Raw genomic sequence first — 26,054 nt, forward strand, 5'->3', positions numbered from 1 at the left:
TTTTCTACAAAACATGAGCAAAAGCTCCTGGTTGACTGCTGTAAGAATGTGGTGAATCCGGTCAGGAAGCTGTTAATTTTAACCGGAACTCAAATTCCTGTCGATATAATTAGACAACATACAAACAGCTATGTCCTTACAGACATAGCTGTTTGTATTATGATAGTTTTTCTTCTGATGATTGGGAAACAAGAACTGTTCTTGGTTTACTGCCTTCGTATGGACCAACAATCCCCCTGTCTTCCATTGCGTCAATTAAACGAGCTGCTCTTGTATAGCCAATCCTGAATCTCCGCTGCAGCATCGACACACTCGCACTCTGCATTTCCATAATCAGCTGAACGGCGTCATCGTACAATTCATCATCAACTTCAGAAGTAACTTCGCTCGTTTCTTCCGGAATCATTTCCTCCTGATAGGATGCTTTCTGCTGCTCAACACAATGATCCACAACCCGCTCCACTTCCTCATCAGACAGGAACGCACCCTGAACGCGGGTTGGTTTTGACGATCCAACGGGCATGAAGAGCATATCACCATGACCAAGAAGTTTTTCTGCCCCCCCGGAATCCAAAATCGTCCGGGAATCGGTCTGTGATGATACGCTGAAAGCAATCCGGGATGGAATGTTCGCTTTAATCACACCGGTAATGACATCAACAGATGGCCGTTGAGTCGCAATAATCAGATGGATACCTGCTGCCCGGGCCATCTGTGCCAATCTGGTAATCGCATCCTCAACTTCATTGGAAGCAACCATCATCAAGTCGGCAAGCTCGTCCACCAAAACAACAATATATGGGAGGTGAGGCTGCTGTTCCTCTTCTTCCACCCCCTGATTATGTTTTTTGATGTATTCATTATACCCTTCAATATTACGTGTGCCAGAATCAGAAAACAGTTCATATCGTCGTTCCATCTCCGCAACAACTTTTTTTAATGCACGGGATGCTTTTTTCGGATCGGTAACAACCGGAGCCAACAAGTGTGGAATACCATTGTACACATTCAACTCCACTTTTTTCGGGTCAATCATCATCATTTTAACTTCATGTGGCTTGGCGCGCATTAAAATGGTAGTGATGATTCCGTTAACACACACACTTTTACCGCTCCCGGTGGCACCGGCAATCAGAAGATGCGGCATTTTACTCAATTCTGAAACAACAGCATCGCCGGAAATATCTCTGCCAAGAGCAAATAATAGTTGGGATGATTGTTTATTTTTGATTCCATCCAATACTTCTCTTAATGATACAAGTGCTGTTTCCTGGTTTGGCACTTCAATTCCAACCGCAGATTTGCCTGGAATTGGTGCCTCGATCCGCAAATCTTTAGCGGCTAACGCAAGTGCCAGGTCATCATGCAAATTAACAATTTTACTGACTTTCACGCCTGCTTCCGGATAAACTTCATACTTGGTTACGGAAGGTCCCACATGGACTTTTGTCACTCTAGCTTTTACACCAAAACTATTAAACGTACGTTCCAGTTTTCGAACTGTAGCTTGTATGTGTGACTTTTCATTTTGCTGTGAGTTCTGTGCAGGCTCTGTCAATAAATTGGAAGATGGCAGGATATATTCATAATTTTCCGTTTCCGTCATCGGCAGCGGATTATCCTGTTCCTCCGCCTGAATAGGTTCATCTGTTTTACTTTTCGCTGTCTCTGTCTTATCGCCGGTTGGTGCTTCAACTTGTCCATTTGGGTCAACAGCATAGGCAACATCCGTAAAATCCTGAATAACTGGCTCTTCCTGAACATCATCACGTTCAAATTCAGCCACATCTGCCTCCTTGGAATCCCTTTCCGCCTTTGATTGCTGTTTCATTGCACGTGATTCAACTCTCCGTGATTTCCAGTTTTTGAGTGCGGAACTTACCCGTTTTGTTGATTTTGAAAAAAAGTCTCCAAATGAAAACTCGGTCATAAATATAAAACCAATCAGGATAGAAAAAACAGACACTATTTTGGCGCCAACTGAGGAAAATAAATAATAACAGAAGGCAAATAAGAACGCACCAATCATACCCCCGCCAGTTTGCAGAGAACCGGTTTCTCCATCAACAAACAGAAAATAGTTATCCCATGTTGTCTTAATAATCGATGTATTTTCAGAAAACAACAGAATTCGCTCGTAGGTTTGTATATGGGTCAGCAGCAGAACACCGGTAAAGATGATATAAAATCCGATCATTTTTTTATGTTTAAAATCGGGATAACGACGTTTTACCATCAACATGATTCCTGTTACCAACAAAAAAAGCGAAGCAACAAAATACCAGATTCCCAAAATGAATCGGAATAAGTGAACCAGACTGCCAGGAATTGCGCCATCACTTATTGCGCTTGCCCCACTGCCAAAAATGGCAAGGAAAATAAATAAAATACCCAGAAGTTCATATTTAACCTGTTTTTTTAATTGTTTTTTCTTTTTTTTTCTTTTCTTTGCCATAACTTCACCTCTTATCACTGGCAATACATATCTTAAGTATTGAACAGGAAACCCCTGCCATAGCATGGGCAAGGGTTGACATTTTTTTCATTCAGTTCCATTATAGCACAGATGCAGCGATTTGATTAATGTTCCTTTATAATTGTACCAGGATTAAATTCTTGCCTTAAAAAGTCCTGCGGGTCAGTCGACAGAAGCTGCAATACCTGAAAATCACCTTTGTCGGTTTCTTCAACAAAAAATTGCTTATTCTGATAGGATACACAATGCCGTTTTGTAAAAACAGCATTATCTGCCGGAAATATGTCCGTGTTGGCTAAAGGCGTATACAGTATCATTGAACCACCTGTTCTTCGTTGCCTTTATTTTTGTCAATTAGCTCATTAACTTTCTGCATTGCTTTCTGAACACCGCCTACTCCGTCAATCAATCCATATTCCACCGCATTTTCACCGACGACATTTGAACCAATATCACGTGTCAGATTGCCTCTTGCAAACATGAGCTCCTTAAATTTTTCTTCTTTAATATTTGAATGCTGTACAACAAAATCAATAACCCTGTCCTGCATTTTTTCCAGGTATTCAAATGTTTGCGGAACACCGATAACCATCCCTGTAAGCCGGATTGGATGAATAATCATTGTCGCAGTCGGGGCAATAAAAGAATAGTCTGTCGCAACAGCAATCGGCACACCTATTGAATGTCCCCCACCGAGTACAATTGACACGGTTGGCTTGGATATCGAAGCAATCATTTCTGATAAGGCCAGACCGGCCTCCACATCACCACCTACTGTATTTAGTAAAACAACGACACCTTCTATCTTAGGGTTTTGCTCAATTGCAATCAGCTGTGGCAGTAAATGTTCATATTTGGTTGTTTTGTTTTGCGGCGGGAGCTGAACATGACCTTCCACTTGACCTATTATCGATAACACATGAATATTGGAATCTGGTGCTTGCGGTACATTGGATTGACCTAGCTGTTGAATTTTTTGAACGAGTGAAGATTGGTTGCCCTGATCACCCTGGTTTTGGTCGTCCTTTTTTGATGGTTCTTTATCCATGCAGAACACTCCTTTTTATAAAAGTCATGTGTTTAGTATTATCTAATCCGGAGTGATTCATGCGGATATAAGCATTAAAAAATACCGGCTGCTATACCGGTATTTTTTAAGGGTATTACGCTGATACTGTTTGCAATACTATTTTGCAACAGAGACAAGATTTAACGTTTGCTTCAGCACTTGTTTTTCCGCATCAGTCAGCTCCAGCAGCGGCAGCCTGACACTGCCCATATTGATTCCTTTCATACTCAGTGCAGCTTTGACCGGTGATGGTGACGGTGCAGCAAATAAACCATTCATAACAGGCAGAAGCTTACGGTGCAGAGCACCAGCTTCGGATACGTTGCCACTTTTAAATGCGGAAACCATTTGCTGTATTTCGTTACCGATAACATGGGAAGCAACAGAGATAACACCGTCACCACCAACAGCGAGTAATGGCAATGTCGTGCTGTCTTCCCCGGAATATACACTGAAATTATCGTTTGTGCGTTCGATAACCTCCGAGATAAGGTCAATGTCTCCGCTCGCTTCTTTTACAGATACAATATTTTCCACTTTACTCAGCTGAACAATTGTATCAGCGTCCATTTTCACAACTGATCTGCCGGGGATGTTATACAGCATAACCGGCAAACCAGTTGCATTCGCAATGGTGGCAAAGTGTTCATAAAGTCCACGTTGACTCGGTTTATTATAATATGGAACAACAAGCATTATTGCATCTGCTCCACATGCCTCAGCTTCTTTAGTAAATGAAATAGATGCAGCTGTATTATTGCTGCCAGTACCAGCAATTACTGGTACACGTTGATTAACTGTTTTAACGGTGTGCTTTAACAGGGAGATTTTTTCCTCTTTGGTCAGTGTCGGTGATTCCCCAGTTGTACCGGCAATAACCAGGCCATCACTGCCGTTTTCCAAAAGATGCTCGATGAGATCAGTCGTCTTCTGAAAATCCACCTTTCCATTTTCATCAAATGGGGTAACCATTGCTGTCAGGACATTTCCAAAATTCATGTCTTTACACCCTTCTCTTAAGTAATAGGATACTCGTCATTGACGCCGCTTAGTTGGAAAACGTCATGAAGTGCATTAACAGCTGCACTCAAATCCTTTTCATTGATAAGCACCCATATCGTTGTATGACTGTCAGCCGATTGCAATATTTGCACGCCTGCATTTGTCAATGACTGAACAATTCTTGATGCAACCCCGGGCACGCCTGTCATTCCGGCTCCCACAGCAGAAACCTTTGCACATTTTTCGGTGATCTCCGGCTGGAAGCCCAATGTTTCCAGTATATGCAATGCTTTTTGTGTATGAGCTTCCGGAACAGTGTAAATAACCCCTGTCGGTGATATATTAATAAAATCCACAGATATCCCTGCTTCTGCCATCGCCTTAAACACTTCAGACTGCAGGCGATGCGCCTCTTCCTTCGTGTGTATCCTAATTTGTGTAATAGCTGACATGTGTGCTATTCCGGTTATCATTCGGTCGGGAATATCCTTGCCTGCTTCCTGAACTCGTGAAGCAGTTACAAGTGTTCCCTCATCCTGCATGTAGGTTGAGCGGACACGGATGGGGATTTTAGCCTGCATCGCAATCTCCACTGCACGCGGATGAATAACTTTTGCACCCTGATACGCCAAATTACATATTTCCGTATACGTAACGACATCCAACGCACGGGCTGAAGAAACCACCCGCGGATCTGCTGTCATTATGCCATTTACATCGGTAAATATTTCAATCCGTTCAGCATTAAGGGCAGCACCTAAAGCAGCTGCTGTTGTATCACTGCCGCCACGGCCAATTGTTGTAATCTCACCGGAAGCGGTCTGTCCCTGAAAACCGGCTACTACGACAACATCATTCTGTTCAAGTTCTTTCATTATCCGGTCGGTTTTCACTTCTTTTATTTTGGCCTGATTAAAATCTTCGTTCGTAATAAATCCTGCCTGAGCTCCGGTTAAGGCCGTTGCACGGATATGCTTTTTTTGCAGCTCATTGGACATTAGTACAGATGCAATTGTTTCTCCGCATGACATCAGCAGATCAACTTCCCTTTTTGCATTTTTATTGGAAGGAAAATCAATCAGTTCAAGCAATGTATCTGTTGCGTATGGATCAGGCTTGCGTCCCAGTGCAGATACAACAACTACTACTTTATTATCCTGTACAAGTGCATTTTTTATATGATTGATAACATGGTTGCGGTTCTCTTCCGATTGCACAGAAGTTCCGCCAAATTTTTGGACCAGTATCTGCATACTAACACCTCAATTTCTAAAGCCATTTATTTTCAATTAAACGTTCTGCAATCTGGATGGTATTCCAGGCAGCACCCTTAATCAGATTATCGGATACAATCCACAGATGGAAACCGTTATCATGGTCCATATCTTTACGGATACGACCGACAAATACTTCTTCTTTGTTCATTGCACTAAGTGGTGTCGGGTAAACTTGATTAGCCGGGTCATCCTCTACAATAACCCCTTCCGCATTACGTAAAACATCCTGCAGATCTGAGGCTGACAATCCATCTTTATCAACGTCAACATACACACTCTCAGCATGTGACTGGAAAAATGGCAGACGTACGCATGTCGCAGATACCGGTAATTCCGGTAAATGCAATATTTTTTTAGATTCATTAATCATTTTCATTTCTTCAAAGGTATAGCCATTTTCTTGAAAAACATCTATTTGCGGAAGCGCGTTAAAGGCAATTGGATAATGTTTTTTGTCACCTTTGACGGGCAATAATTCCGCTGTCATCTCTTCATTGTTCAAAAATTGTTTCGACTGATTTTTCAGTTCTTCATTTGCACTGTTACCAGCACCTGAAACAGCCTGATAAGTTGATACAATAATCCGTGACAGACCATACGCTTCATGGAGCGGCTTCAATGCTGCAACCATCTGAATTGTCGAGCAGTTCGGGTTGGCAATAATGCCATTGTGTTTTTTAATATCATCCTCATTGACTTCCGGAACTACCAGTGGAACGTCATCATCCATGCGGTATGCACTTGTATTATCAACAACTACCGTCCCCCGTTTCACTGCCTCTGGTGCCAGTCTTTTGGATATGGAACCGCCAGCTGAAAACAGCGCAATATCAACAGCTTCAAAACTGTCTGGTTCGGCTGCTTCAACTGTGATTTCGCGATTCTTAAAAACTATCTTTTTACCTGCAGATCTTTCTGATGATAAAAGCTTTAAATCATTTATAGGCAAATCTTTTTTTTCCAATAGTTGAACAATCTTTTGCCCTACGGCGCCGGTTGCACCGACTACCGCCAAATTGTATCCATTGCTGTTTTCCATTAAGTTAACCCCTCATTTCCTAATAATAGATTATACTCATGGTACCATACTATCATATTCATGAGGAATAATAACAGGCTGAAGCTGTTCATGATGAAGAGCGGTTTCTACCGTTTTTACAAGCGAATCCATATCGGAGACAAGCGAATTTGGTTTTTTAAATGGATCATCCTGCCCGAATGGAATAAAATAAATATATTTGCTTGCCATCAGGCGCATCAGATTTACACCATTTAATCCAAGCGCATCATTGGTTGAAATTCCCAAAACCACAGGTCCCTGGTTCCTCATCGTTGCCTTCGCTGCCATTAATACCGGGGAATCGGTCAGCGCATTAGCCATCTTGCTTAGTGAATTTCCGGTTAATGGGGCGATCACCATACAATCCAGTGGGTATTTGGGTCCTAACGGCTCTGCATCAGGCATGGTAGTAATTACCTTTTTTCCGGTTATCGACTCCACTTTTGCAACGTGGTCTTCCGCTTTGCCAAATTTTGTATCAGTGGTTCGGACCGTATACGTTACAATCGGTACTACTTCCGCTCCTTCATCCATTAACCGCTCAAGCTGCGGAAAAACCTTATCATAGGTGCAGTGCGACCCTGTCAGGCCAAATCCAATTCGCTTACCTTTCAATTTCATATTACCTTCTCCCTTCTTTTACAAGGAATTGTTTAATAACATCTGCCAAAATCTTTCCGGATGTTTTTGGTGCCACAATACCGGGAAGACTGCGGGCCAGAATTGCCTTTATACCTCTTTGTTCCGCATAATCAAAATCTGTTCCGCCAGGCTTTGACGCTAAATCGATAATCAATGCATGCGGTGGCAGCTGCTGAATGGAATCCTTCTGAACCACGTCTGCCGGAATGGTATTGATTAAAAGGTCACAATCATTTGTATGTTTATCCAGTTCATCCAGTGGTACGGAAGTGAGTCCCATTTCCGTGATCCTTGCCAGATCTTTGATGCTCTGTGCACAAACGGATACTTTTGCCCCCAGCGCCGAAAATTTGTTGGCAACGGTATTGCCAACCCTGCCAAAACCGACCACAATCACTCTTGATGAATGAATCGTGTAATCCGTATGTTCAATCACCATCATTATGGTACCCTCGGCAGTTGGAATGGAATTATAGATTGCCACATCATCCCGGTCGAACAGTGGAATGAGCGTAAGATTTAAATCAGTTGTTACATTGGTAAGATAATCCTTTGAAATACCAGTGAAAATCAATGTTGATTTATTCAAGGTACCAAACCATTCTTTTGTTAACTGTATTTTCTGATCCGAAAAGGCCGCTTCTACAAAACCTTCATCATCAGTACCGGTTATTGGTAAAATAACAGCATCCAGTTTTTCCGGTATCAGGTCGGAAAAGTCAGTCTGCCTAAGTCCTGTAAACCCTTGTTCCAGGTTATCAAACCCAACTAAATAAATAGTAGTATCAGTCATGGTCTGTAATTGACGCAGCAATTCAAGATATCGCGCATCTCCGCCGATTACAGCAATCGATTGACTCATCGTCGTTACATACCTCCAGACAATTACCCGTATTTGATTTCTGTATAGTTTATGTAGCTTTCCCGTGTTAGTGATTAGGAGTTTTTGTGACAGGCTTATTTCCGCTTAACATGAATTTTACCGCACCACTTTCCACGTGCAGATGAAGCAGGTAAATATGTACGATTTTAAGCGCACAAAAAAACGACACCATTGTAAAATGATGCCGGTCATGCCGTATATGAAGTTAGTCAAATTCAATCATAATCATATCGTCTCCGATTTTTTTAATGGATCGCCATTGTATCTTCGTTTCTTCTCCCTCTTTTTTTAATCCGAACCATTTGTAATTCGGAATAATAAATGACTCAATCTGTCCGGTTTTTTCATTAATCTCAAGATCCGTTTGCCCTAAAATACCCAGCCTTGATCCCTGGTTTACATTAACAATTTCTTTTCCACTGATATCCTTATACCGCATACATCCCCCTCCAAGTCTCATAGCTACTACTGAATATATGCAGCGAATGGAATTCTATGCTTGTTGTTTTGGTGCTATTAATGCACTTGAAGTGTTTTGATTAAAAATCGATTCAATAACACGTTGGATTTTTTCATGGTTCACTTTGTCAATCTCCTCAATCATCTCATCCAGCGTACGATGACGCTTCAGGAGCAGTTCATTTCTGCCGTTTCTGCTCATTCTGCTGCTGGTACTTTCCAGACTGAGCAGTAAATTTCCTTTCAGCTGTTCTTTGCTGTTTTTCAGTTCTTTGTCCGTTAATCCGTGATTGATTAACGAATCCATTGTTGCCTGAATCGTGTCCCGTAACAATGGCAGCTGTTCGTTTCCGGTACCAGCATAGATAGTCAGCATCCCATTGTCCAGGAATGAAGAATGATAAGAAAAAACAGCATATGCCAGACCCTGCTTCTCTCTGACTTCCTGAAAAAGCCTTGAGCTCATGCTTCCTCCCAGGACATTGTTCATGATAATGAGGTTGTAAATATCTTCATCGTCCACGGCAAATCCGTTAAAACCAAGGCAGAGATGTGCCTGTTCCGTATCTTTGTTGCGTTCAATATCATTGGCAAGAAATGCGGGTTTCTCAAGAGGCGCATTGTCTTCTTCGCCATGATAATTTCCAAAGTAATTCTCAACGGTGCTGATAAATGAATCATCCACATTACCAGCAACGGAAACAACTACATTTTTTGGTGTATAACGATTTTTTATATAAGTACGCAATGATTCAGGGGTAAATGATCGCAGTTGTTTCTCTGTACCCAATATTGGATACCCCAATGGATGATCACCATAAGCCGCTGCAGCCAACAAATCATGAACGATATCATCAGGAGTATCTTCATACATTTTAATTTCTTCCAGTACAACTTTTTTCTCTCGTTCCATTTCCTCTTCATCAAAAGCAGAATGAAAGAACATATCCGCTAAAATTTCAAGTGCATATTCCTTATGCGTATCAATCACTTTTGCATAAAAACACGTATATTCTTTGGAAGTAAAAGCATTCACCTGTCCGCCGATTGCATCAAACGCTTCCGCGATGTCCTGGGCAGTCCTTGTCTTTGTCCCTTTAAAAAACATGTGTTCCAAAAAGTGGGAAATGCCATTATTTTCTTCCGTTTCGTTTCGGGAACCTGTTAAGACCCAGATTCCAATGGTCACTGACCGTACCGCGGGAATGTTCTCCTGGACGATACGAAGTCCGTTATTACATGTATGCTTTTCTACCAAAACTAAATCCTCCTATATACTTCGATAAGCGGGAAAGCTTGTCACCGTCTATCTTTTTGCACTTAATAACGTTGGAATTGTTCCTATCCGGTAACCTCGATCCTTAATATTTTTAATCAGATTATCCAGCCCTTTTGCAATAGCTGGTGTCGGATGCATTAAAATGGTAGCTCCGGGGTGAATGTCATTCATTACTCGATTCATCATAACAGATACTGTAGGATTCTTCCAATCAATCGTGTCCACCGTCCAAAGAATTGTTTCCATGTTTAACATATCCGCTGTTTTAACTACCTGGTCGTTGAAGCTTCCACTTGGAGGTGCAAACCATTTCGGTCTTTTTCCGGTGATTGCGGTCAATATTTCATTGGTACGTTTCAGTTGTTCCGCTGTTGCACTTTTTGAAAGGTTTGCCATATCCGGATGATTGTATGCGTGATTTCCAATAACATGACCCTGCTCATCGATCATTTTGACATAATCAGAATTTTCCTGTGCCCATTTTCCCTCAATAAAAAAAGTTGCATTCACATTATGTTTTTTTAGAACAGTCAAAATTTCTGGAATGTATTCGGTTCCCCAGGAGACATTTATTAAAAATGAGACCATCTTCTTCTTCGGATTACCACGATATATTGGAGCTGCCGGGAGTTCATCCAATGTCACTTTTGGGGGAATCTGTTCATATACCAGTAACGTCTTTTCAAATTTTCCTGATTCTTTCATTTGTTCATAAGATTTATTAACATTCACGCGTACTCCATTCAATCCTGGGGTCTTTTTCCAGACTTTATCGATATAGGCATTTTCCGCTGGTTTACTGAACTTGGAACGTTTTGACTTAATTTCCTGATAAAGTGAATCGTCCATCTTTATCACGGTATCTGAAAATGTTTCTGCCTCATTCATAACAAACGGATTATACGTATCATTAAATGCAATTAAAACGATAAATACGAACACACAGATATGTACCACAGACCGATAACGATACATCTGAATCCCCCCTCATTTATCCATATGAGGGATATGGACAGGTTATGTTAAAAAAGGAAGGTCCTGTTCAGGGTCATCCTCAATACCGTTATCAAGAGAATTCATGTATCATATCAATATTAATCAGTTATTACACAAAGATTGGTTTTAGGTTTATGATTTTACATTGACACAAAATCCATAAACTGCGACGTAAAATAGCATGCTCCTTGACACCGCCGTTGGAATATACTCGCTTTCCGCGGGCAAGTGCCGAGCTCTCCTCAGCTCGTACCTCGCTTGCGGGATCTCGCCTAGCTTGTTCTTCCCGCAGGAGTCTCGCATATTCCAACGGCTGGTAATATGTTTTTCATCATTTTGCCTTGATCACTACATTAATCTAATATCTTTTAAAACTGCGGGTTTTCCCCTAATACATAGCGGCTTACTGATTTTTATACGGCGGCATGGGCCTAATGTAGGCGGTGGATAATCAAGATACAGTGAACAAAACTTAGCGGAGGAAATACGCGGAGACTCCTGTGGGAGCTGAGGCCTAGGTGAGACTCGTAGTGCGTCAGCACGGAGAGGCTCAGCAGCCGCCCACGGAAAGCGACGTGTATTTCCGCAGCAGTGGTAGAACATCATACTATGTCGCAGTTTTGTTCAACTACGTGTTAAAAAGTAAATTTACGAAAAAAGCCTGCAAATAAAAAAGAAACTGGGCTACCAGCTTCTTGTCTGTTGTGCTTATGTTACATGCTTGATTTTTCCTTTTTTTCCTTTTCTTCTTTCAATACGGCCTTGCGTGATAGATTAACACGACCCTGTCTGTCTATTTCCTTCACTTTAACCATGATCTCATCACCGATGGAAACGACGTCCTCAACTTTGTTTGTGCGCTCCTCAGCCAGTTCGGAAATGTGCACCAGACCATCTTTTCCTTTAAATATCTCAACAAATGCACCAAATTTCTCAATGCGTTTGACAGTTCCAAGATAGGTCTGTCCAACTTCCACTTCCCGTACAAGGTCTTCAATAATCTGCTTCGCCTTATTATTCATTGCTGCATCGGTTGACGAAATAAATACACTGCCATCCTGTTCGATATCAATTTTTACACCTGTCTCATCAATAATCTGATTGATTTGTTTACCGCTTGGTCCAATGACATCGCGGATTTTGTCCGGATTAATTTCCATTGTCAGGATTTTCGGTGCATATTCAGATAGTTCCTCTTTTGGCTTGTTAATTGTTGCAAGCATGGAATCCAGAATGTGCATACGGCCTTTCTTAGCCTGTGACAATGCTTCCTCTAAAATTTCTTTGGATAGACCGTCGATTTTAATGTCCATTTGCAGTGCCGTTACACCCTCAGCTGTACCGGCCACTTTAAAGTCCATATCGCCTAGTGCATCTTCCATTCCCTGAATATCTGATAAGATGGTATAGTCATCACCTGATTTCACAAGTCCCATTGCAATACCTGCCACAGGGGCTTTAATCGGAATACCTGCATCCATCATTGCCAATGTACTTGCACAAATACTTGCCTGTGATGTAGAACCATTGGATTCCAATACTTCTGAAACAAGACGTATGGTATATGGGAATTCCTTATCCGATGGAACAACTTTTTCCAGTGCTCGTTCACCCAATGCACCATGTCCAATTTCACGACGACCAGGTCCCCTGATTGGCCCGGTTTCCCCAACACTGTACTGGGGGAAATTATAATGGTGCATAAACCGTTTGGACTCTTCAAGATCAAGTCCATCTAAAATCTGCACATCCCCTAGCGCGCCAAGGGTACATACACTTAATGCCTGGGTTTGTCCACGAGTAAATAACCCTGAACCGTGCGTTCTTGGCAGGACGCCAATTCTGGAAGACAGTGGACGGATTTCATCAATCTTACGGCCATCCGGACGCACTTTCTCCTTTGTGATTAAGCGGCGTACTTCTTCTTTCACCATTTTATCAAGCGTTGCTTTCACATCTGTAATAACTTCATCTTCATCTTCGTCATACGCAGCAAGCACTTCATCTTTCACAGCAGCGATTGCTTCTTCTCTCGCATGCTTTTCCTGCACTTGAATTGCTTCGTGTAACTTATCCTTTGCTTCCGCCTCAACTTTCGCGACAATATCTTTGTCTGTTTCAGCGATTTCCGGTTCAATTTTTTTAATACCTGCTGCCTTCACAATTTTTTCCTGGAATTCAACAAGACGAATAATTTCCTGGTGCCCGAACATAATTGCTTCCAACATAATTTCTTCAGGAACTTCATTTGCCCCTGCTTCCACCATGTTAATAGCAGCTTTCGTCCCTGCAACAGTCAAATCAATATCACTTTTTTCCCGCTGGTCAATCGTTGGATTAATAACAAACTCTCCGTCAACCCGGCCTACATCAACACCGGCAATAGGTTCGGAAAATGGAATATCGGAAATGCTAAGGGCAATCGATGATCCAATCATGGCAGCAATTTCCGATGAACAATCCTGCTCAACGCTCATTACTGTACTGATCACCTGTACTTCGTTTCTATATCCATCAGGAAAAAGCGGTCGGATTGGACGGTCAATTAACCGTGACGTCAATGTTGCTTTTTCACTTGGACGTCCTTCTCTTTTTATGAAGCCACCAGGAATTTTCCCAACTGCGTACAATCGTTCCTGGTAATTAACAGTTAATGGGAAAAACGGTAAGTCTTTTGGTTCTTTAGATGCGGTAGCAACAGATAATACGGATGTATCTCCATAACGTATCATGCACGCACCATTAGCCTGCTTTGCAAGTTCTCCGGTCTCTACGGTGAATTTTTTGCCGGCGATTTCCGTGGAGAACACTTGATTTTCTTCTGTCATTAGTTAAAGTACTCCTTTCAAGAATCATTCTATCTTTCATTTTATAGTTAATATGGATAAATGTAAATTTTATAAGTAACAAAAGTATAAAAAAAGCAGGATTGCTCCTGCTTTTTAAAATACTTATCGGCGTAGGCCAAGTTTTTTAATTAGTTCGCGGTAGCGTGTAACATCTTTTTTACGTAGATAATTCAGTAGGTTACGACGTTTACCAACCATTTTCAAAAGACCACGGCGTGAATGATGATCTTTTTTGTGAACACGCAGATGTCCATTTAATGTTGTGATTTCTTCCGTCAATACAGCAATTTGCACTTCCGGAGAACCAGTATCATTTTCATGAACCTTGTATTCGCTGATAATTTCATTTTTACGATCTTTTGTGATAGCCAAATGGCTCACCTCCATTATATTAATTTCATCCCCATTCCCCCAGCAAACGTCGGAGTCACGATATGCCAAGCGATGGTTCTACTTTTCAAGGTTACATCTTTTACAGCTGAAATGCAAGAGATAATTTAATTCAAATCATTTTTTCGAAAAATAGTGACGAATGGCCCGTTCATCATCTTTTATCTGCTCAATCAATTCATCCACACTATCAAATTTCACTTCATCCCGGATGAATTTGTGCCATTCCACAATCAATTCTTCACCATACAAATCGTTATTGTAATCAAAAATATTCACTTCAGCGCTCGGTTCTTCAAGCTGCCCATCAAATGTCGGGTTGTATCCCAGGCTTGCCATGCCTTCATATAGCTCATTTTTATACTGTACTTTCACTGCATATACACCTGTTTTGGGAAGTAATGCATCCGGGTCGATCTGTATATTGGCTGTTGGGTAACCAATGGACCGGCCCCGCTTTTCACCGTCGATGACAATTCCCTGAATAGCCAATGGCCTGCCGAGCAGATCATTGGCTGTTGCAATCCGACCAGTCCTGAGTAATTCCCTTATTCTCGTTGAACTGACTTTTTGGTCATCCATTTCTACTTTACTGATGGTCGTGTAATCAAACTCACCCCGAGCGTGGCCACCAATAATTTCCATATTGCCCTTCCCTTTATAACCATAAGAAAAATCAAAACCTGCGACAAGATGTTTTATTTTTAATCCGATTATAAAGTGATCAATAAACTGCTGTGGTTCAAGAGAAGCAAGTTCTTTATTAAACGTTATAATATAAAGCCGATCAACGTCCATTTTCTGGAGAATTTCCTGTTTTTCTTTGATTGGCGTGATATACTTGACATGTGTTGCATCTTTTTTCAAAACGACCGATGGATGTGGATGGAATGTTATCACCGCACTTTCCCAGTCATTTTTCTTTGCTTTATCAACCGCAGTTTGAATTACTTTCTGGTGACCCTTATGTATACCGTCAAAAAAACCAATCGCAGCAACAGTTTCAGGAAGATCCTCCAATTCCAATGTATGCGGATAACTTAATTCTATCGTTCGCAATGTTTTTCACCTACACTTTATTCATTCATTAAAAACCCGCAGTGGCTTTATACAATTCGGTTTGTCCGGATGAATCTGGTAAATAGCCAACACATCATCTTGAAACATTACAGTAAATGGATCTGTCTGAAGTTGTTTTTCCGGCATAGCCAGTTTCTGTCCATTTCTCACTTTCAATTTCATATTTTCATCTGTCTCCAGAACATCCAAATGTTCCAGGCCTCTGGAAATCGGCAACAGCAATCGTTGTCTTTCTGCAGCCTGTTCAAGCTCGTTAAAGCTTATCGTTTCATCCTTAGCTATTGTACCGGTTTCAGTACGGACGAGACTATACATGTGCGCCGGAAATCCCAACTTCCTGCCTATATCGACACACAATGTCCGGATATACGTCCCCTTCGAACAAACAATCTCGATTGTAAATGTATGTTGATCATCATCAAAGTCCACCAATTCGAGGCTATGGATGATTACATCCCGCTGCGGACGTTCAACATACTCATTTGCACGGGCATATTCATATAGTTTTTTACCGTTTACCTTTACTGCTGAATACATCGGAGGAATTTGTGTAATTTTTCCCCTAAATAATTGTAACACGTTTTCAAGAATCTGTTTAGAAAGAGAAATTCCAACAGCCCTTTCCTCAATAATACTTCCCTGTGCATCTTCAGTATCTGTAGATGCCCCCAGCAAGATCTCAGCTGTATAAGTTTTGGTTGTGTCAGTTAAAAACGGAACTATTTTGGTAGCCTGCCCAATACAGATAGGCAGGACTCCCTCAACCTCCGGGTCAAGCGTTCCAGTATGCCCGACTTTTTTAGTTTGAAACAATTTCCGCACTTTGACAACGCAATCATGTGAAGTCATCCCTTTAGGTTTCCATAAAGGCAATATTCCCTTCAATTGAACCACTCCCGATTTATGTACGATATAGATAAAGTATGGAAAAATCTGACCCTTGGGCCAGATTTCTCTAAACATGCATGTTAATTGTTTAAATCCCTTAAAATTTTCTCGATACGATTTCCGTGTTCCAGCGCTTCATCAAATTCAAACGTTATTTCTGGTGTTTTACGCAGACGGATCCGTTTACCGATTTCCGAACGAATAAAACCTTTTGCTTTAGCAAGCCCGACAAGTGTATCATGCTTTTCCTGTTCGTCACCAAGTACTGAAATAAACACTTTTGCCTGTTGCAGATCACCTGTTACTTCTACATCAGTGACAGTGACAAATCCGACACGGGGATCCTTGATTTTCTTGCTGATCAGATCACCCATCTCTTTTTTCATTTGTTCTGCCACTCGATTTGCACGTAAGTCACCCATATATCATCACCTCAATAAAAATGGTGTGTTCCTTATTATAACCGTTCCACATTAGTTATAGTACGCTCAAGTTCAGTGAAGGTATCCATAATCCTGAATACCTCCTGCATTACCTGCTCAGCATGGGTCAGGTCATTGGAAATTGTGACTATACCAATTTTGGTCCGTTGCCAAAGATCATGATAATCCAATTCGGTAACAGCAACATTCAGTTCATTGTGAAGCTTTGCCATCAACCGTTTTATGACAGAGCGTTTTTGTTTGAGCGAATGACCCTCATACAGCATGAACTCGACTTCAGCGTACAAAATCATTTCCGTTCAATTTCCTCCATAATAAACGCTTCGATTGTATCGCCTTCTTTGATGTCATTGAAGTTCTTAATTGTAATCCCGCACTCATAATTCTTTGCAACTTCTTTAACATCATCCTTAAAGCGTTTCAAATCAGCAATTTCGCCTTCAAATTGCACCACACCATTGCGAATCAATCGAACCCCGGAATCACGTGTTATCTTCCCATCTGTTACATAGCTGCCTGCAATTGTACCGATTCTGGAAACTTTGAATGTTTCCCGGACCTCTGCCTGGCCAATTACTTTTTCCTCGTATTCCGGATCCAGCAGCCCTTTCATGGCAGACTCAATTTCTTCAATTACTTTGTAAATAACACGATGCAGCCGGACATCCACTTTTTCAGATTCCGCAGCTTTTTTCGCATTGGCATCAGGTCGTACGTTAAACCCTATGACAATTGCATTGGAAGCGGATGCGAGAATGATATCAGATTCAGTAATCGCCCCAACACCTGTATGGATAATCTTAATCTTGACACCTTCCACATCAATTTTTCTGAGTGAGGAAGCCATTGCCTCAGCAGATCCTTGAACATCTGCCTTGATAATAATATTGATTTCTTTCATTTCGCCTTGCTTAATTTGTTCAAACAGGTCATCCAAGCTGACTTTTGTTTGTCCCGAACGATTTTCCTGAATATATTTTTGATGGCGGGCTTCTCCAATGGAACGTGATTTTTTCTCATCACTGAATACAAGGAACTGATCGCCTGCCTGTGGCACATCATTAAGGCCGGTGATTTCAACCGGTGTGGATGGGCTTGCTTCTTTCACACGACGACCAATATCACTTACCATCGCACGAACCCGTCCATAGGTATTTCCAACAACGAGCGAATCCCCTACATGTAATGTACCGCTTTGGACAAGAAGTGAAGCAACTGACCCTTTTCCTTTATCAAGCTGCGCGTCAATTACAGTCCCGAAAGCATTTTTGTTCGGGTTTGCTTTCAATTCTTCCACTTCGGAAACAAGCAAAAGCATTTCCAGTAATTCATCAATTCCTTCGTATTTGACAGCTGACAGGTTTACAAAAATCGTCTTACCGCCCCATGCTTCCGGAATCAGTTCGTATTCCGTCAACTCCTGCATCACACGGTCCGGGTTTGCACCTTCTTTATCCATTTTATTAACAGCTATGATGATGGGAACTTCAGCTGCTTTGGCATGGTTAATTGCTTCCACAGTTTGAGGCATAACACCATCATCAGCTGCGACAACTAAAACCGCAATATCAGTTATTTGTGCACCACGAGAACGCATACTGGTGAATGCAGCATGCCCTGGCGTGTCGAGAAAAGTGATTTTTCTTCCATCATTCTCCACCTGGTATGCACCAATATGCTGAGTGATTCCACCCGCTTCGCCTTCCTGTACCTTTGTATGGCGAATGGCATCCAGAAGTGTCGTTTTACCATGGTCAACATGTCCCATAATTGTTACAACTGCAGGACGTTCCACAAGGTCTGCTTCATTATCCTCTTCCAAATATTTATCAAAATCCGTATCTTCCAGGATAATTTCCTTTTCCACTTCCACATTGTATTCTTCACAAATCAGTTCCACTGCATCGTCATCAAGATCCTGATTCTTGGTTGCCATAACACCTAAAAACATGAGCTTCTTAATTATTTCTGATGTATCTTTGTTCAGTTTCTGCGCTAAATCACTTACAGTCAGCGTGTCACTGTACTTAATTTGTTTCGGTGTTTCCTTCACAACCGGTTTTTGCTGTTGTTGTTGTGCAGGTTTACCTCTTCCCTTTTTACCATGATGCTGTTTATTATTTTGCTTCTGCTGCTTATTCTGCTTTCCTTTATGCTGCTTATTTTGCTGCTTATAAGGAGGCTTTCGTTTATTATCCTGTTTTTGATGCTGCTTATTATTGGAATCTGGTTTCTTCTTTCCCGGATTCCCTTTATTTTCGCCACTGGATGGTTCCTTTTTCTCTTTCTTTTGTGCAAAATTCTTATCCAATTTTGCAATTGTATCATCTGAAATTGTTGACATGTGATTGGATACTTCAACATCTAATTCTTTTAAATAATTTATAACTTCTTTACTTGCTGCATTGTTCTTCTTGGCATATTCATATACGCGCATTTTCGTCATACGTTCACCCCCGAAATTAATTACCCGAGCAGCGATTTGATCTTAGCGGCAAATCCTGCATCTAAAATGGCAATAGCTACTCTATGGGATTTTCCTACAGCGTTTGATAATGTTTCTCTATCATCAGCTATTATAAATGGTACCTCATTTGTTTTACATTTGTCCGTGATTTTTTTGCGGGTCTGCGGACCGATATCATGTGCTAGCAAAACCAGCTTTGCCCGTTTTTTTCTGATATCCTTTACGATAGTTTCTTCACCCAGTGAGCATTTTCCCGCACTATATGCCAGCCCTAATAAACTTAAATAACTATTTCTCATCATTTTCAACTATTTTCATAAGTTCATCAAAAATGGTCATATCAATCTCCGCATTAAGCTGTCTGCTTAAAATACCGGTTTTTCTTGCTTTTTCAATAACGTTTCGATCGCTGGATAAATATGCGCCACGTCCGTTTTTCTTACCGGTCGGATCAACAAAGACATCTCCTTCTTTGTTGCGGACAATGCGGATCAAGTCTTTTTTTGGTTTCATCTCATTTGTAACAATACACTTTCGTTCCGGCACTTTCTTCTTTTTCACAAGAAGCCCCCCTTATTCGAACAAATCTTCATCGTTGTCTGAATAGGTGTCAGTTTCAGTAAGAAGTCCCTCTTCACGAGCCTCTGACTCACTTTTTATATCAATTTTCCATCCGGTCAATTTAGCAGCAAGCCTTGCATTCTGTCCACGCTTGCCGATTGCAAGTGACAACTGATAATCCGGCACAATTACTGTGGTTGCTTTTTCTTCTTCATCGACCAGGACTTCGACCACCTTTGACGGGCTGAGTGCGTTGGAAACGTATTCCACCGGATCCTCTGACCATTCAACCACGTCAATTTTTTCACCTTTTAATTCATTTACAATAACCTGCACACGCTGGCCCCGCTGTCCTACACAGGAACCAACTGCATCAAGCTCAGGGTCATCCGCGTGTACGGAAATTTTTGAGCGATCCCCAGCTTCGCGAGCCACTGACTTAATTTCAACTGTTCCATTGTAAATCTCCGGAACTTCCATTTCAAAAAGGCGTTTTAAGAGTCCGGGATGTGACCTTGAAATATATATTTGCGGTCCCTTGCCTGTATTTTCAACTTTGGTGACAAATACCTTCAAACGGTCATGTACATAATACTCTTCTGTCGGCATTTGTTCAGCTTCTGCTAATTTAGCTTCGATTTTCCCCAGATTCACATAGACAAACTTCGGATCCTTTCGCTGAATGATACCTGTCATGACATCTTCTTCACGGTCAGCATACTCACTGAAAATAACACCCCGCTCAGCTTCCCTGACCCGCTGTGTTACAACCTGCTTGGCAGCCTGAGCGGCGATTCTGCCAAAGTCCTTTGGTGTTACTTCAACCTCAATGACATCACCCAGCTGATAATTCGGATCAATTTTCTCTGCCTCATCAAGCGATATTTCCTCTTGCACATCCTCGATTTCATCGACAATTGTTTTACGGGAGAGTACCCGCATCGAACCCGATTCCTCATTAATATCAACCCGTACATTTGTAGCAGATTTAAAGTTTTTCTTATAGGCGGATATCAAAGCTGCTTCCAATGTTTCTAAAAGAATGTCCTTATCAATCCCTTTTTCTTTTTCCAAATAATCAATCGCTTCAAACAACTGACTGTTCACTTTTATTCCCCCTTTATAACTTAACTGCCAATCTTGCTTTAGCAATTTTATCAAACGGAATTTCCACAGACTTTTTGCGGGTTTTTACCATGTAGGATACTAAAGCAAAGTCATTCGTGAATTCTTCCAATGTACCCTCATACTCTTTTTCACCATCTATCGGCGCATATAATTTCAAAAAAACATGATTACCTATATTTTTTTCAAAATCTGCTTTTGTTTTCAGTGGACGCTCAACACCTGGCGATGATACTTCAAGAAAGTATGGTTCCTTAATCGGATCAGTTTCATCAAGTTTTTCACTCAATTGCTCCGAAACTGAACCACATTCCGTAATGTCAACTCCGCCTTCCTTATCAATGTAAACTCGAAGGAACCAGTTTTTTCCTTCTTTTACATATTCAACATCGACCAATTCCAGGTTCCCTTCCTGCAAAATAGGTTCCACCAAATTTTCCGTCATGCTAATAACGCTTGAACTCAAGAAATTACCCTCCTCTATTCAATTGTACACTTTTCTTATTATGAACCATCATACTCTTTTTCATTTGCAAACCATCTTATTTAATACAAAACCCCTGCCGAAAAGGTGGCAAGGGGGTTCAGTACAAGGATAGCAGTATGAAGAAGGAGTGGGGTCCACCCACTCCTTTAACCGTTCGTATCATTACTTACCAATGAAAACTATATCACATTAATGCTGCTCATGCAACTGACAGCATGTGTTACTGGTTAAAACAGCGACAATTGATTCTTTTCCGCCATCCCTTCCAGACATCCGTGATTGTCCAGATATTCCAGTACCGTTTTGGAAATTCTGCTTCGCTGACGCAAATCTTCCTTGGAAAGAAACTCGCCATCTTCTCTAACCTTAACAATATTGATGGCGGCATTCGTTCCCAGTCCATCGACCGCATTAAACGGCGGTATTAATGAATCTCCTTCTACGATAAATTCAGATGCTTTCGATTTGTACAAGTCCACCTTTTGGAATGAAAAGCCGCGTTCACACATTTCCAATGCTACTTCCAATACAGTGGAAAGACTTTTTTCTTTCGGGGATGCATCATTTCCTTTAGCCATGATCCCCTCAATCCGATTACGAATAGCTTCTGCGCCTTTACACATTGTGTCCAGTTCGAAATCACCTGCTCGGACCGAGAAATATGCAGCATAAAAGTAGATTGGATAATGCACTTTAAAATAAGCGATACGAACTGCCATAAGTACGTAAGCAGCAGCATGTGCTTTTGGGAACATGTATTTAATTTTTTTACATGATTCAATATACCAATCCGGTATACCATGCTTTTTCATTTCAGTGATCCATTCATCCTGGAGCCCCCTGCCTTTGCGGACAAACTCCATGATTTTAAAGGCGAGAGAGGATTCCAGCCCTTTATGCATCAGATAAACCATGATATCGTCACGACACCCGATAACATCCGGCAATTCACAAATGCCTTCATTAATCAATTCCTGCGCATTGCCAAGCCAAACATCGGTACCATGGGACAGACCTGAAATAATAACAAGTTCCGCAAAAGTCGATGGTTTCGTATCCTCCAGCATCTGCCGGACAAATTTAGTACCAAATTCCGGTACACCCAATGTTCCGGTCGTACAGTTTATTTGTTCAGGAACAACACCGATGGACTCCGTACCTGAAAAGATTTTCATAACTTCCGCATCATCCGTCGGAATTGTTTTCGGATCAATTCCGCTCAGATCCTGCAGCATCCGGATAACAGTCGGATCATCATGCCCAAGTATATCCAGCTTCAACAGGTTGTCGTGAATGGAATGAAAATCAAAATGTGTTGTTCGCCATTCACTTTTCCGATCATCTGCCGGGAACTGAATAGGAGTAAAGTCGAATATTTCCTTATCTTCAGGTACAACGATAATACCGCCGGGATGCTGGCCGGTCGTCCGCTTTACACCGGTGCACCCCTGAACAAGCCTGTCCACTTCTGCATTTTTATAGACTAGCTGTTTATCAGAAGCATAACCTTTCACATAACCGTAAGCTGTCTTTTCAGCAATTGTACCGATAGTGCCCGCACGATAAACATTGTCTTCACCAAATAATTCCTTCGTATAGTTATGTGCTCTTGGCTGATATTCACCAGAAAAATTAAGGTCAATATCTGGTACCTTATCCCCTTTAAACCCAAGGAATGTTTCAAACGGGATGTCCTGTCCATCCTTTGTCAGCGGTGTATGACAATTCGGGCATTCCTTATCAGGCAGGTCAAAGCCGCTGCCGACTGAACCATCCGTAATAAACTCGTGATGGCAGCATTCTGAGCATACATAGTGCGGCGGCAGTGGATTGACTTCGGTTATTTCCGTCATGGTTGCTACCAGTGAAGATCCGACTGACCCCCGTGAACCTACCAAATAGCCATCATCGAGTGATTTTTTTACGAGTTTATGAGAGATCAGATAGATTACCGAGAACCCATGCCCGATAATACTCGACAATTCCTTTTCCAGACGGTCCGTAACGATTTCTGGAACAGGTTCACCGTATATGCGCTTTGCTCTCGTATAGCAAAGATTGCGCATTTCGTCATCGGCTCCCTCAATGGTCGGTGTGTACAATCCATCTTTTACGGGAGATATTTCGTCCATTTCATCGGCAAGTCTATTTGTATTCGTTACAACAAGTTCTGCTGCCTTATCATCGCCAAGGAACCGGAAACACTCCAGCATTTCATTGGTCGTTCGAAACGGCGTATCCGGGAGTGTCTGCCGGTTTAATGGATTTCCGGCCTGGGAAGCAATCAATATTTGACGATACAGTTTATCATGTCCTTCGATGTAATGAGCATTACCGGTTGCAACAACGGTTTTATTCATCCGCTCGCCAAGATCGGTAAGCTTTTTTAATATATCAAGAATCTGTGCTTCATTCTGTACCAGATCTTTTTCCACAAGATGAACATAATTAGCAGGTGGCTGCACCTCAATAAAATCATAAAATTCCGCTGCTTTTTCAGCTTCATCAGCTGATTTTTGCATCATCGTTTCAAAAACTTCCCCTTTGTCACATCCCGACCCAACCAAAACACCTTCCCTGTATTTCTGAAGCAGTGATCGCGGCACACGGGGCACACGATAGAAATAATCAATATGTGCGTGTGAAACCAGTTTATACAGGTTTTTCAGGCCATCCTGTGTTTTGGCAAGCAGTGTACAATGAAAAGGACGTGATCGCTGATATGCATTCCCTTCCCCCATATGATCATTGAGGTGGTTATGATTCGTAATTTCCTTCTGCAGCAAAGCCTTCACCATTTTCCACAGCAAATAGCCGGTAGCCTCCGCATCATAAATTGCCCGGTGATGCTGGGTCAATTCTACATCAAGATATTTACACATCGTATTTAAACGATGATTCTTTAATTCCGGATACAGAAATCTGGCAAGTTCAAGTGTGTCAATAACTGGATTGTTTACCTTTTCGTAGTCAATCCTGCTGAATCCCTGGTTTAAAAAGCCAATGTCAAAGCTGGCATTATGTGCTACCAGAATACCGTCATCCATCCACTCGTAAAAATCTTTCAAAACATCGCCAATTTCCGGGGCATCCTTCACCATATCATCCGTTATCCCGGTCAGATCAATCGTTGTTTGTGATAACGGGTGATGCGGGTTAGCGAAAGCTTCAAACCTGTCCACAATTTCACCCTGATAAATTTTTACCCCGGCCAGTTCAATAATCGTGTCATAGACTGCGGACAATCCTGTTGTCTCCACGTCAAATACAACATAGGTGCTGTCATTCAGTTCCATGTCTGTTTCATTATAGGCAATTGGAACACCGTCATCAACAAGGTTTGCTTCTACACCGTACAGTACTTTCACTCCATGCTTTTGTCCTGCAGCATGTGCTTCGGGATATCCCTGTACACCTGCATGATCTGTAATGGCAATCGCTTTATGACCCCAGGAAGCAGCCTTCTCGACTAAAGTTGTCGGTGAAACAACTGCATCCATTTGACTCATGGTGGTATGGGCATGTAATTCCACCCGTTTCTGCCCCTCTGGAGCGGTGTCCTGCCTCACTTCCATCTTGACCTCATGAATGTCATTAGCCATCATTGCAAGTTCATTTGTATACATATCGGTTTGGATGCTTCCCCGCGCCTTGATCCACATCCCTGATTTCAGCTGCTCAAACTTCTCAGCATCTTCATCGCCTTTGGAGAACATTTTAATTTGCAGCGAGTCTGTATAGTCGGTTGCTTTGGCAATCAACAGACTCCTGCCAGAGCGAAGTTTACGGATTTCCGATACAAATACATACCCTTGTACAGTTACACGACGCTCCTCATCCTGTATTTCCTCCATATGCATCGGCTCATCCTGTATTCTATAACCGAGCATCAATGGCTGATTGTTTTCTTTATTTACTTTTTCCTTGTCACGTTTTTCTTTCTCCATAACTGTTTTTTGGACAAGCTGCTGATCCTCAAGTGCTTTTTGTTCCCGGAATTTTTTTAAATCAGCCAACTCCGGTTTAACGTCAACCATTATAGAAAACTTAGGTGCCCCGATTTTATTGCAGAAAAACTGGAATTCCTTTTCCAACCGTCTTTTTAAGGCCACCCCTTCAGCTTCGTTCCGCGCGGTTAACATAAGATTATTATTGTTAACTTTCGGAACCTGATTATGGACCACGTCTTTATAAGCCGGCGATAAGTTGGATATATTTTGCAGAAATAAATTCCAGTAATCACAAATTTTCTTATCATCACTTTGCTTTTCACTTGTGTTTATTGTCAATTCAACCACATTGGCAAATTGTGCAAAGGTTTCTTTCAGTCTCGTGGAAAGCAAAGTATAAGTTTCGATTGGCAGTAATTTGTTTACCAGCACATGAAAATGCCATGTTTTTGATTGCTTATGTACTTCCAATTTTATCAGTTCACTGTCAGCAAAATGATCAAGTGAATCATCGTCAACTATATTTAATTGCTTAAGCAGCAGTTCCATTTTTTCTTTTTTTGAAATATCCATTACCATTTCCCCCTGGCAATTTCAGGTAAAAACCTGTTCATAAGTATGGAGAACCCTTGCCATCAGACTAAGACAAGGGTTCTGTTATTAAACAAAGT

General features: G+C 41.5%; 23 protein-coding genes. All 23 read right to left on the reverse strand.

Features of this window, described 5'->3' with window-relative positions; all coding sequences use genetic code 11:
• Nucleotides 1-157 precede the first annotated feature (157 nt).
• The 23 genes from ABD010_RS15950 to ABD010_RS16060 all read right to left on the reverse strand — a co-directional run bounded on the left by ABD010_RS15950 (nucleotide 158) and on the right by ABD010_RS16060 (nucleotide 25,956).
• Nucleotides 158-2,455, reverse strand: coding sequence for an FtsK/SpoIIIE family DNA translocase (locus ABD010_RS15950; RefSeq protein WP_343815275.1), 2,298 nt, complete (start codon nucleotides 2,453-2,455; stop codon nucleotides 158-160).
• 125 nt (nucleotides 2,456-2,580) lie between these two features.
• Nucleotides 2,581-2,793 carry a YlzJ-like family protein gene (locus ABD010_RS15955; RefSeq protein WP_343815276.1) on the reverse strand — a complete coding sequence of 71 codons (213 nt, stop codon included), beginning with the start codon at nucleotides 2,791-2,793 and terminating at the stop codon, nucleotides 2,581-2,583.
• Nucleotides 2,790-3,524 carry a ClpP family protease gene (locus ABD010_RS15960; protein WP_343815278.1) on the reverse strand — a complete coding sequence of 245 codons (735 nt, stop codon included), beginning with the start codon at nucleotides 3,522-3,524 and terminating at the stop codon, nucleotides 2,790-2,792. Before ABD010_RS15960 ends, ABD010_RS15955 begins: the two co-directional genes overlap by 4 nt.
• A gap of 138 nt (nucleotides 3,525-3,662) precedes the next feature.
• Nucleotides 3,663-4,544, reverse strand: a complete 882-nt coding sequence (gene dapA / locus ABD010_RS15965; RefSeq protein WP_343815280.1) for a 4-hydroxy-tetrahydrodipicolinate synthase — start codon at nucleotides 4,542-4,544, stop codon at nucleotides 3,663-3,665.
• Between the two features lie 17 nt (nucleotides 4,545-4,561).
• On the reverse strand, nucleotides 4,562-5,800 hold the full coding sequence (dapG, locus tag ABD010_RS15970; RefSeq protein WP_343815283.1) for an aspartate kinase: 1,239 nt from the start codon (nucleotides 5,798-5,800) through the stop codon (nucleotides 4,562-4,564).
• 16 nt (nucleotides 5,801-5,816) lie between these two features.
• Entirely contained in the window at nucleotides 5,817-6,863 is a 1,047-nt protein-coding gene (asd, locus tag ABD010_RS15975) for an aspartate-semialdehyde dehydrogenase (protein WP_343815286.1), read from the reverse strand.
• Nucleotides 6,864-6,899: 36 nt separating this feature from the next.
• Nucleotides 6,900-7,505, reverse strand: a complete 606-nt coding sequence (gene dpaB / locus ABD010_RS15980; protein ID WP_343815289.1) for a dipicolinate synthase subunit B — start codon at nucleotides 7,503-7,505, stop codon at nucleotides 6,900-6,902.
• 1 nt (nucleotide 7,506) lies between these two features.
• Nucleotides 7,507-8,388 (reverse strand): dipicolinic acid synthetase subunit A, encoded by an 882-nt coding sequence (gene dpaA, locus ABD010_RS15985; protein WP_343815292.1) that lies wholly within the window; start codon nucleotides 8,386-8,388, stop codon nucleotides 7,507-7,509.
• A 226-nt stretch (nucleotides 8,389-8,614) separates the two neighbouring features.
• On the reverse strand, nucleotides 8,615-8,848 hold the full coding sequence (locus tag ABD010_RS15990) for a YlmC/YmxH family sporulation protein (protein ID WP_343815295.1): 234 nt from the start codon (nucleotides 8,846-8,848) through the stop codon (nucleotides 8,615-8,617).
• 54 nt (nucleotides 8,849-8,902) lie between these two features.
• A complete protein-coding gene (locus tag ABD010_RS15995; RefSeq protein WP_343815298.1) occupies nucleotides 8,903-10,126 on the reverse strand; it encodes a M16 family metallopeptidase in 1,224 nt (407 codons plus the stop codon).
• 48 nt (nucleotides 10,127-10,174) lie between these two features.
• Nucleotides 10,175-11,122, reverse strand: a complete 948-nt coding sequence (locus ABD010_RS16000) for a polysaccharide deacetylase family protein (protein ID WP_343815300.1) — start codon at nucleotides 11,120-11,122, stop codon at nucleotides 10,175-10,177.
• Between the two features lie 734 nt (nucleotides 11,123-11,856).
• Nucleotides 11,857-13,971, reverse strand: a complete 2,115-nt coding sequence (pnp, locus tag ABD010_RS16005; protein WP_343815303.1) for a polyribonucleotide nucleotidyltransferase — start codon at nucleotides 13,969-13,971, stop codon at nucleotides 11,857-11,859.
• A 123-nt stretch (nucleotides 13,972-14,094) separates the two neighbouring features.
• Nucleotides 14,095-14,364: a 30S ribosomal protein S15 gene (rpsO, locus tag ABD010_RS16010; RefSeq protein WP_174613330.1), complete on the reverse strand. Its 270-nt coding sequence runs from the start codon at nucleotides 14,362-14,364 to the stop codon at nucleotides 14,095-14,097.
• 135 nt (nucleotides 14,365-14,499) lie between these two features.
• A complete protein-coding gene (locus ABD010_RS16015; protein ID WP_343815309.1) occupies nucleotides 14,500-15,441 on the reverse strand; it encodes a bifunctional riboflavin kinase/FAD synthetase in 942 nt (313 codons plus the stop codon).
• 21 nt (nucleotides 15,442-15,462) lie between these two features.
• The gene (gene truB, locus ABD010_RS16020) at nucleotides 15,463-16,347 is read right to left on the reverse strand and encodes a tRNA pseudouridine(55) synthase TruB (protein ID WP_343815312.1); all 885 of its coding nucleotides are present in this window, start codon (nucleotides 16,345-16,347) and stop codon (nucleotides 15,463-15,465) included.
• Between the two features lie 83 nt (nucleotides 16,348-16,430).
• The gene (gene rbfA, locus ABD010_RS16025; protein ID WP_174613324.1) at nucleotides 16,431-16,772 is read right to left on the reverse strand and encodes a 30S ribosome-binding factor RbfA; all 342 of its coding nucleotides are present in this window, start codon (nucleotides 16,770-16,772) and stop codon (nucleotides 16,431-16,433) included.
• Nucleotides 16,773-16,807: 35 nt separating this feature from the next.
• Complete coding sequence (locus ABD010_RS16030) at nucleotides 16,808-17,086, reverse strand: DUF503 domain-containing protein (RefSeq protein ID WP_343815317.1); 279 nt, start codon at nucleotides 17,084-17,086, stop codon at nucleotides 16,808-16,810.
• Complete coding sequence (gene infB / locus ABD010_RS16035) at nucleotides 17,083-19,239, reverse strand: translation initiation factor IF-2 (RefSeq protein ID WP_343815320.1); 2,157 nt, start codon at nucleotides 19,237-19,239, stop codon at nucleotides 17,083-17,085. Before infB ends, ABD010_RS16030 begins: the two co-directional genes overlap by 4 nt.
• A gap of 20 nt (nucleotides 19,240-19,259) precedes the next feature.
• Complete coding sequence (locus ABD010_RS16040; RefSeq protein WP_343816358.1) at nucleotides 19,260-19,559, reverse strand: L7Ae/L30e/S12e/Gadd45 family ribosomal protein; 300 nt, start codon at nucleotides 19,557-19,559, stop codon at nucleotides 19,260-19,262.
• On the reverse strand, nucleotides 19,549-19,821 hold the full coding sequence (gene rnpM, locus ABD010_RS16045) for an RNase P modulator RnpM (protein WP_343815322.1): 273 nt from the start codon (nucleotides 19,819-19,821) through the stop codon (nucleotides 19,549-19,551). The genes ABD010_RS16040 and rnpM overlap by 11 nt, the downstream gene beginning before the upstream one ends.
• 12 nt (nucleotides 19,822-19,833) lie before the next feature.
• On the reverse strand, nucleotides 19,834-20,928 hold the full coding sequence (gene nusA / locus ABD010_RS16050; RefSeq protein WP_343815324.1) for a transcription termination factor NusA: 1,095 nt from the start codon (nucleotides 20,926-20,928) through the stop codon (nucleotides 19,834-19,836).
• A gap of 13 nt (nucleotides 20,929-20,941) precedes the next feature.
• Nucleotides 20,942-21,412 carry a ribosome maturation factor RimP gene (gene rimP, locus ABD010_RS16055; RefSeq protein WP_343815327.1) on the reverse strand — a complete coding sequence of 157 codons (471 nt, stop codon included), beginning with the start codon at nucleotides 21,410-21,412 and terminating at the stop codon, nucleotides 20,942-20,944.
• A 248-nt stretch (nucleotides 21,413-21,660) separates the two neighbouring features.
• Entirely contained in the window at nucleotides 21,661-25,956 is a 4,296-nt protein-coding gene (locus tag ABD010_RS16060; protein WP_343815330.1) for a PolC-type DNA polymerase III, read from the reverse strand.
• Between the last annotated feature and the right edge of the window lie 98 nt (nucleotides 25,957-26,054).

The organism is Virgibacillus siamensis (assembly GCF_039522605.1).
GTDB classification, from domain to species: domain Bacteria; phylum Bacillota; class Bacilli; order Bacillales; family Amphibacillaceae; genus Lentibacillus; species Lentibacillus siamensis.

Bases quoted from the DNA above. Each gene is read 5' to 3' on its own strand.
- asd (WP_343815286.1), bottom strand. From the start codon at position 6,863: ATGGAAAACAGCAATGGATACAATTTGGCGGTAGTCGGTGCAACCGGC.
- rbfA (WP_174613324.1), bottom strand. From the start codon at position 16,772: ATGGGTGACTTACGTGCAAATCGAGTGGCAGAACAAATGAAAAAAGAG.
- ABD010_RS16030 (WP_343815317.1), bottom strand. From the start codon at position 17,086: ATGATTTTGTACGCTGAAGTCGAGTTCATGCTGTATGAGGGTCATTCG.
- ABD010_RS16060 (WP_343815330.1), bottom strand. From the start codon at position 25,956: ATGGATATTTCAAAAAAAGAAAAAATGGAACTGCTGCTTAAGCAATTA.
- dapA (WP_343815280.1), bottom strand. From the start codon at position 4,544: ATGAATTTTGGAAATGTCCTGACAGCAATGGTTACCCCATTTGATGAA.
- ABD010_RS15990 (WP_343815295.1), bottom strand. From the start codon at position 8,848: ATGCGGTATAAGGATATCAGTGGAAAAGAAATTGTTAATGTAAACCAG.
- pnp (WP_343815303.1), bottom strand. From the start codon at position 13,971: ATGACAGAAGAAAATCAAGTGTTCTCCACGGAAATCGCCGGCAAAAAA.
- infB (WP_343815320.1), bottom strand. From the start codon at position 19,239: ATGACGAAAATGCGCGTATATGAATATGCCAAGAAGAACAATGCAGCA.
- ABD010_RS15960 (WP_343815278.1), bottom strand. From the start codon at position 3,524: ATGGATAAAGAACCATCAAAAAAGGACGACCAAAACCAGGGTGATCAG.
- dapG (WP_343815283.1), bottom strand. From the start codon at position 5,800: ATGCAGATACTGGTCCAAAAATTTGGCGGAACTTCTGTGCAATCGGAA.
- dpaA (WP_343815292.1), bottom strand. From the start codon at position 8,388: ATGAGTCAATCGATTGCTGTAATCGGCGGAGATGCGCGATATCTTGAA.
- dpaB (WP_343815289.1), bottom strand. From the start codon at position 7,505: ATGAAATTGAAAGGTAAGCGAATTGGATTTGGCCTGACAGGGTCGCAC.
- ABD010_RS16000 (WP_343815300.1), bottom strand. From the start codon at position 11,122: ATGTATCGTTATCGGTCTGTGGTACATATCTGTGTGTTCGTATTTATC.
- ABD010_RS16040 (WP_343816358.1), bottom strand. From the start codon at position 19,559: ATGAGAAATAGTTATTTAAGTTTATTAGGGCTGGCATATAGTGCGGGA.
- ABD010_RS15950 (WP_343815275.1), bottom strand. From the start codon at position 2,455: ATGGCAAAGAAAAGAAAAAAAAAGAAAAAACAATTAAAAAAACAGGTT.
- ABD010_RS15955 (WP_343815276.1), bottom strand. From the start codon at position 2,793: ATGATACTGTATACGCCTTTAGCCAACACGGACATATTTCCGGCAGAT.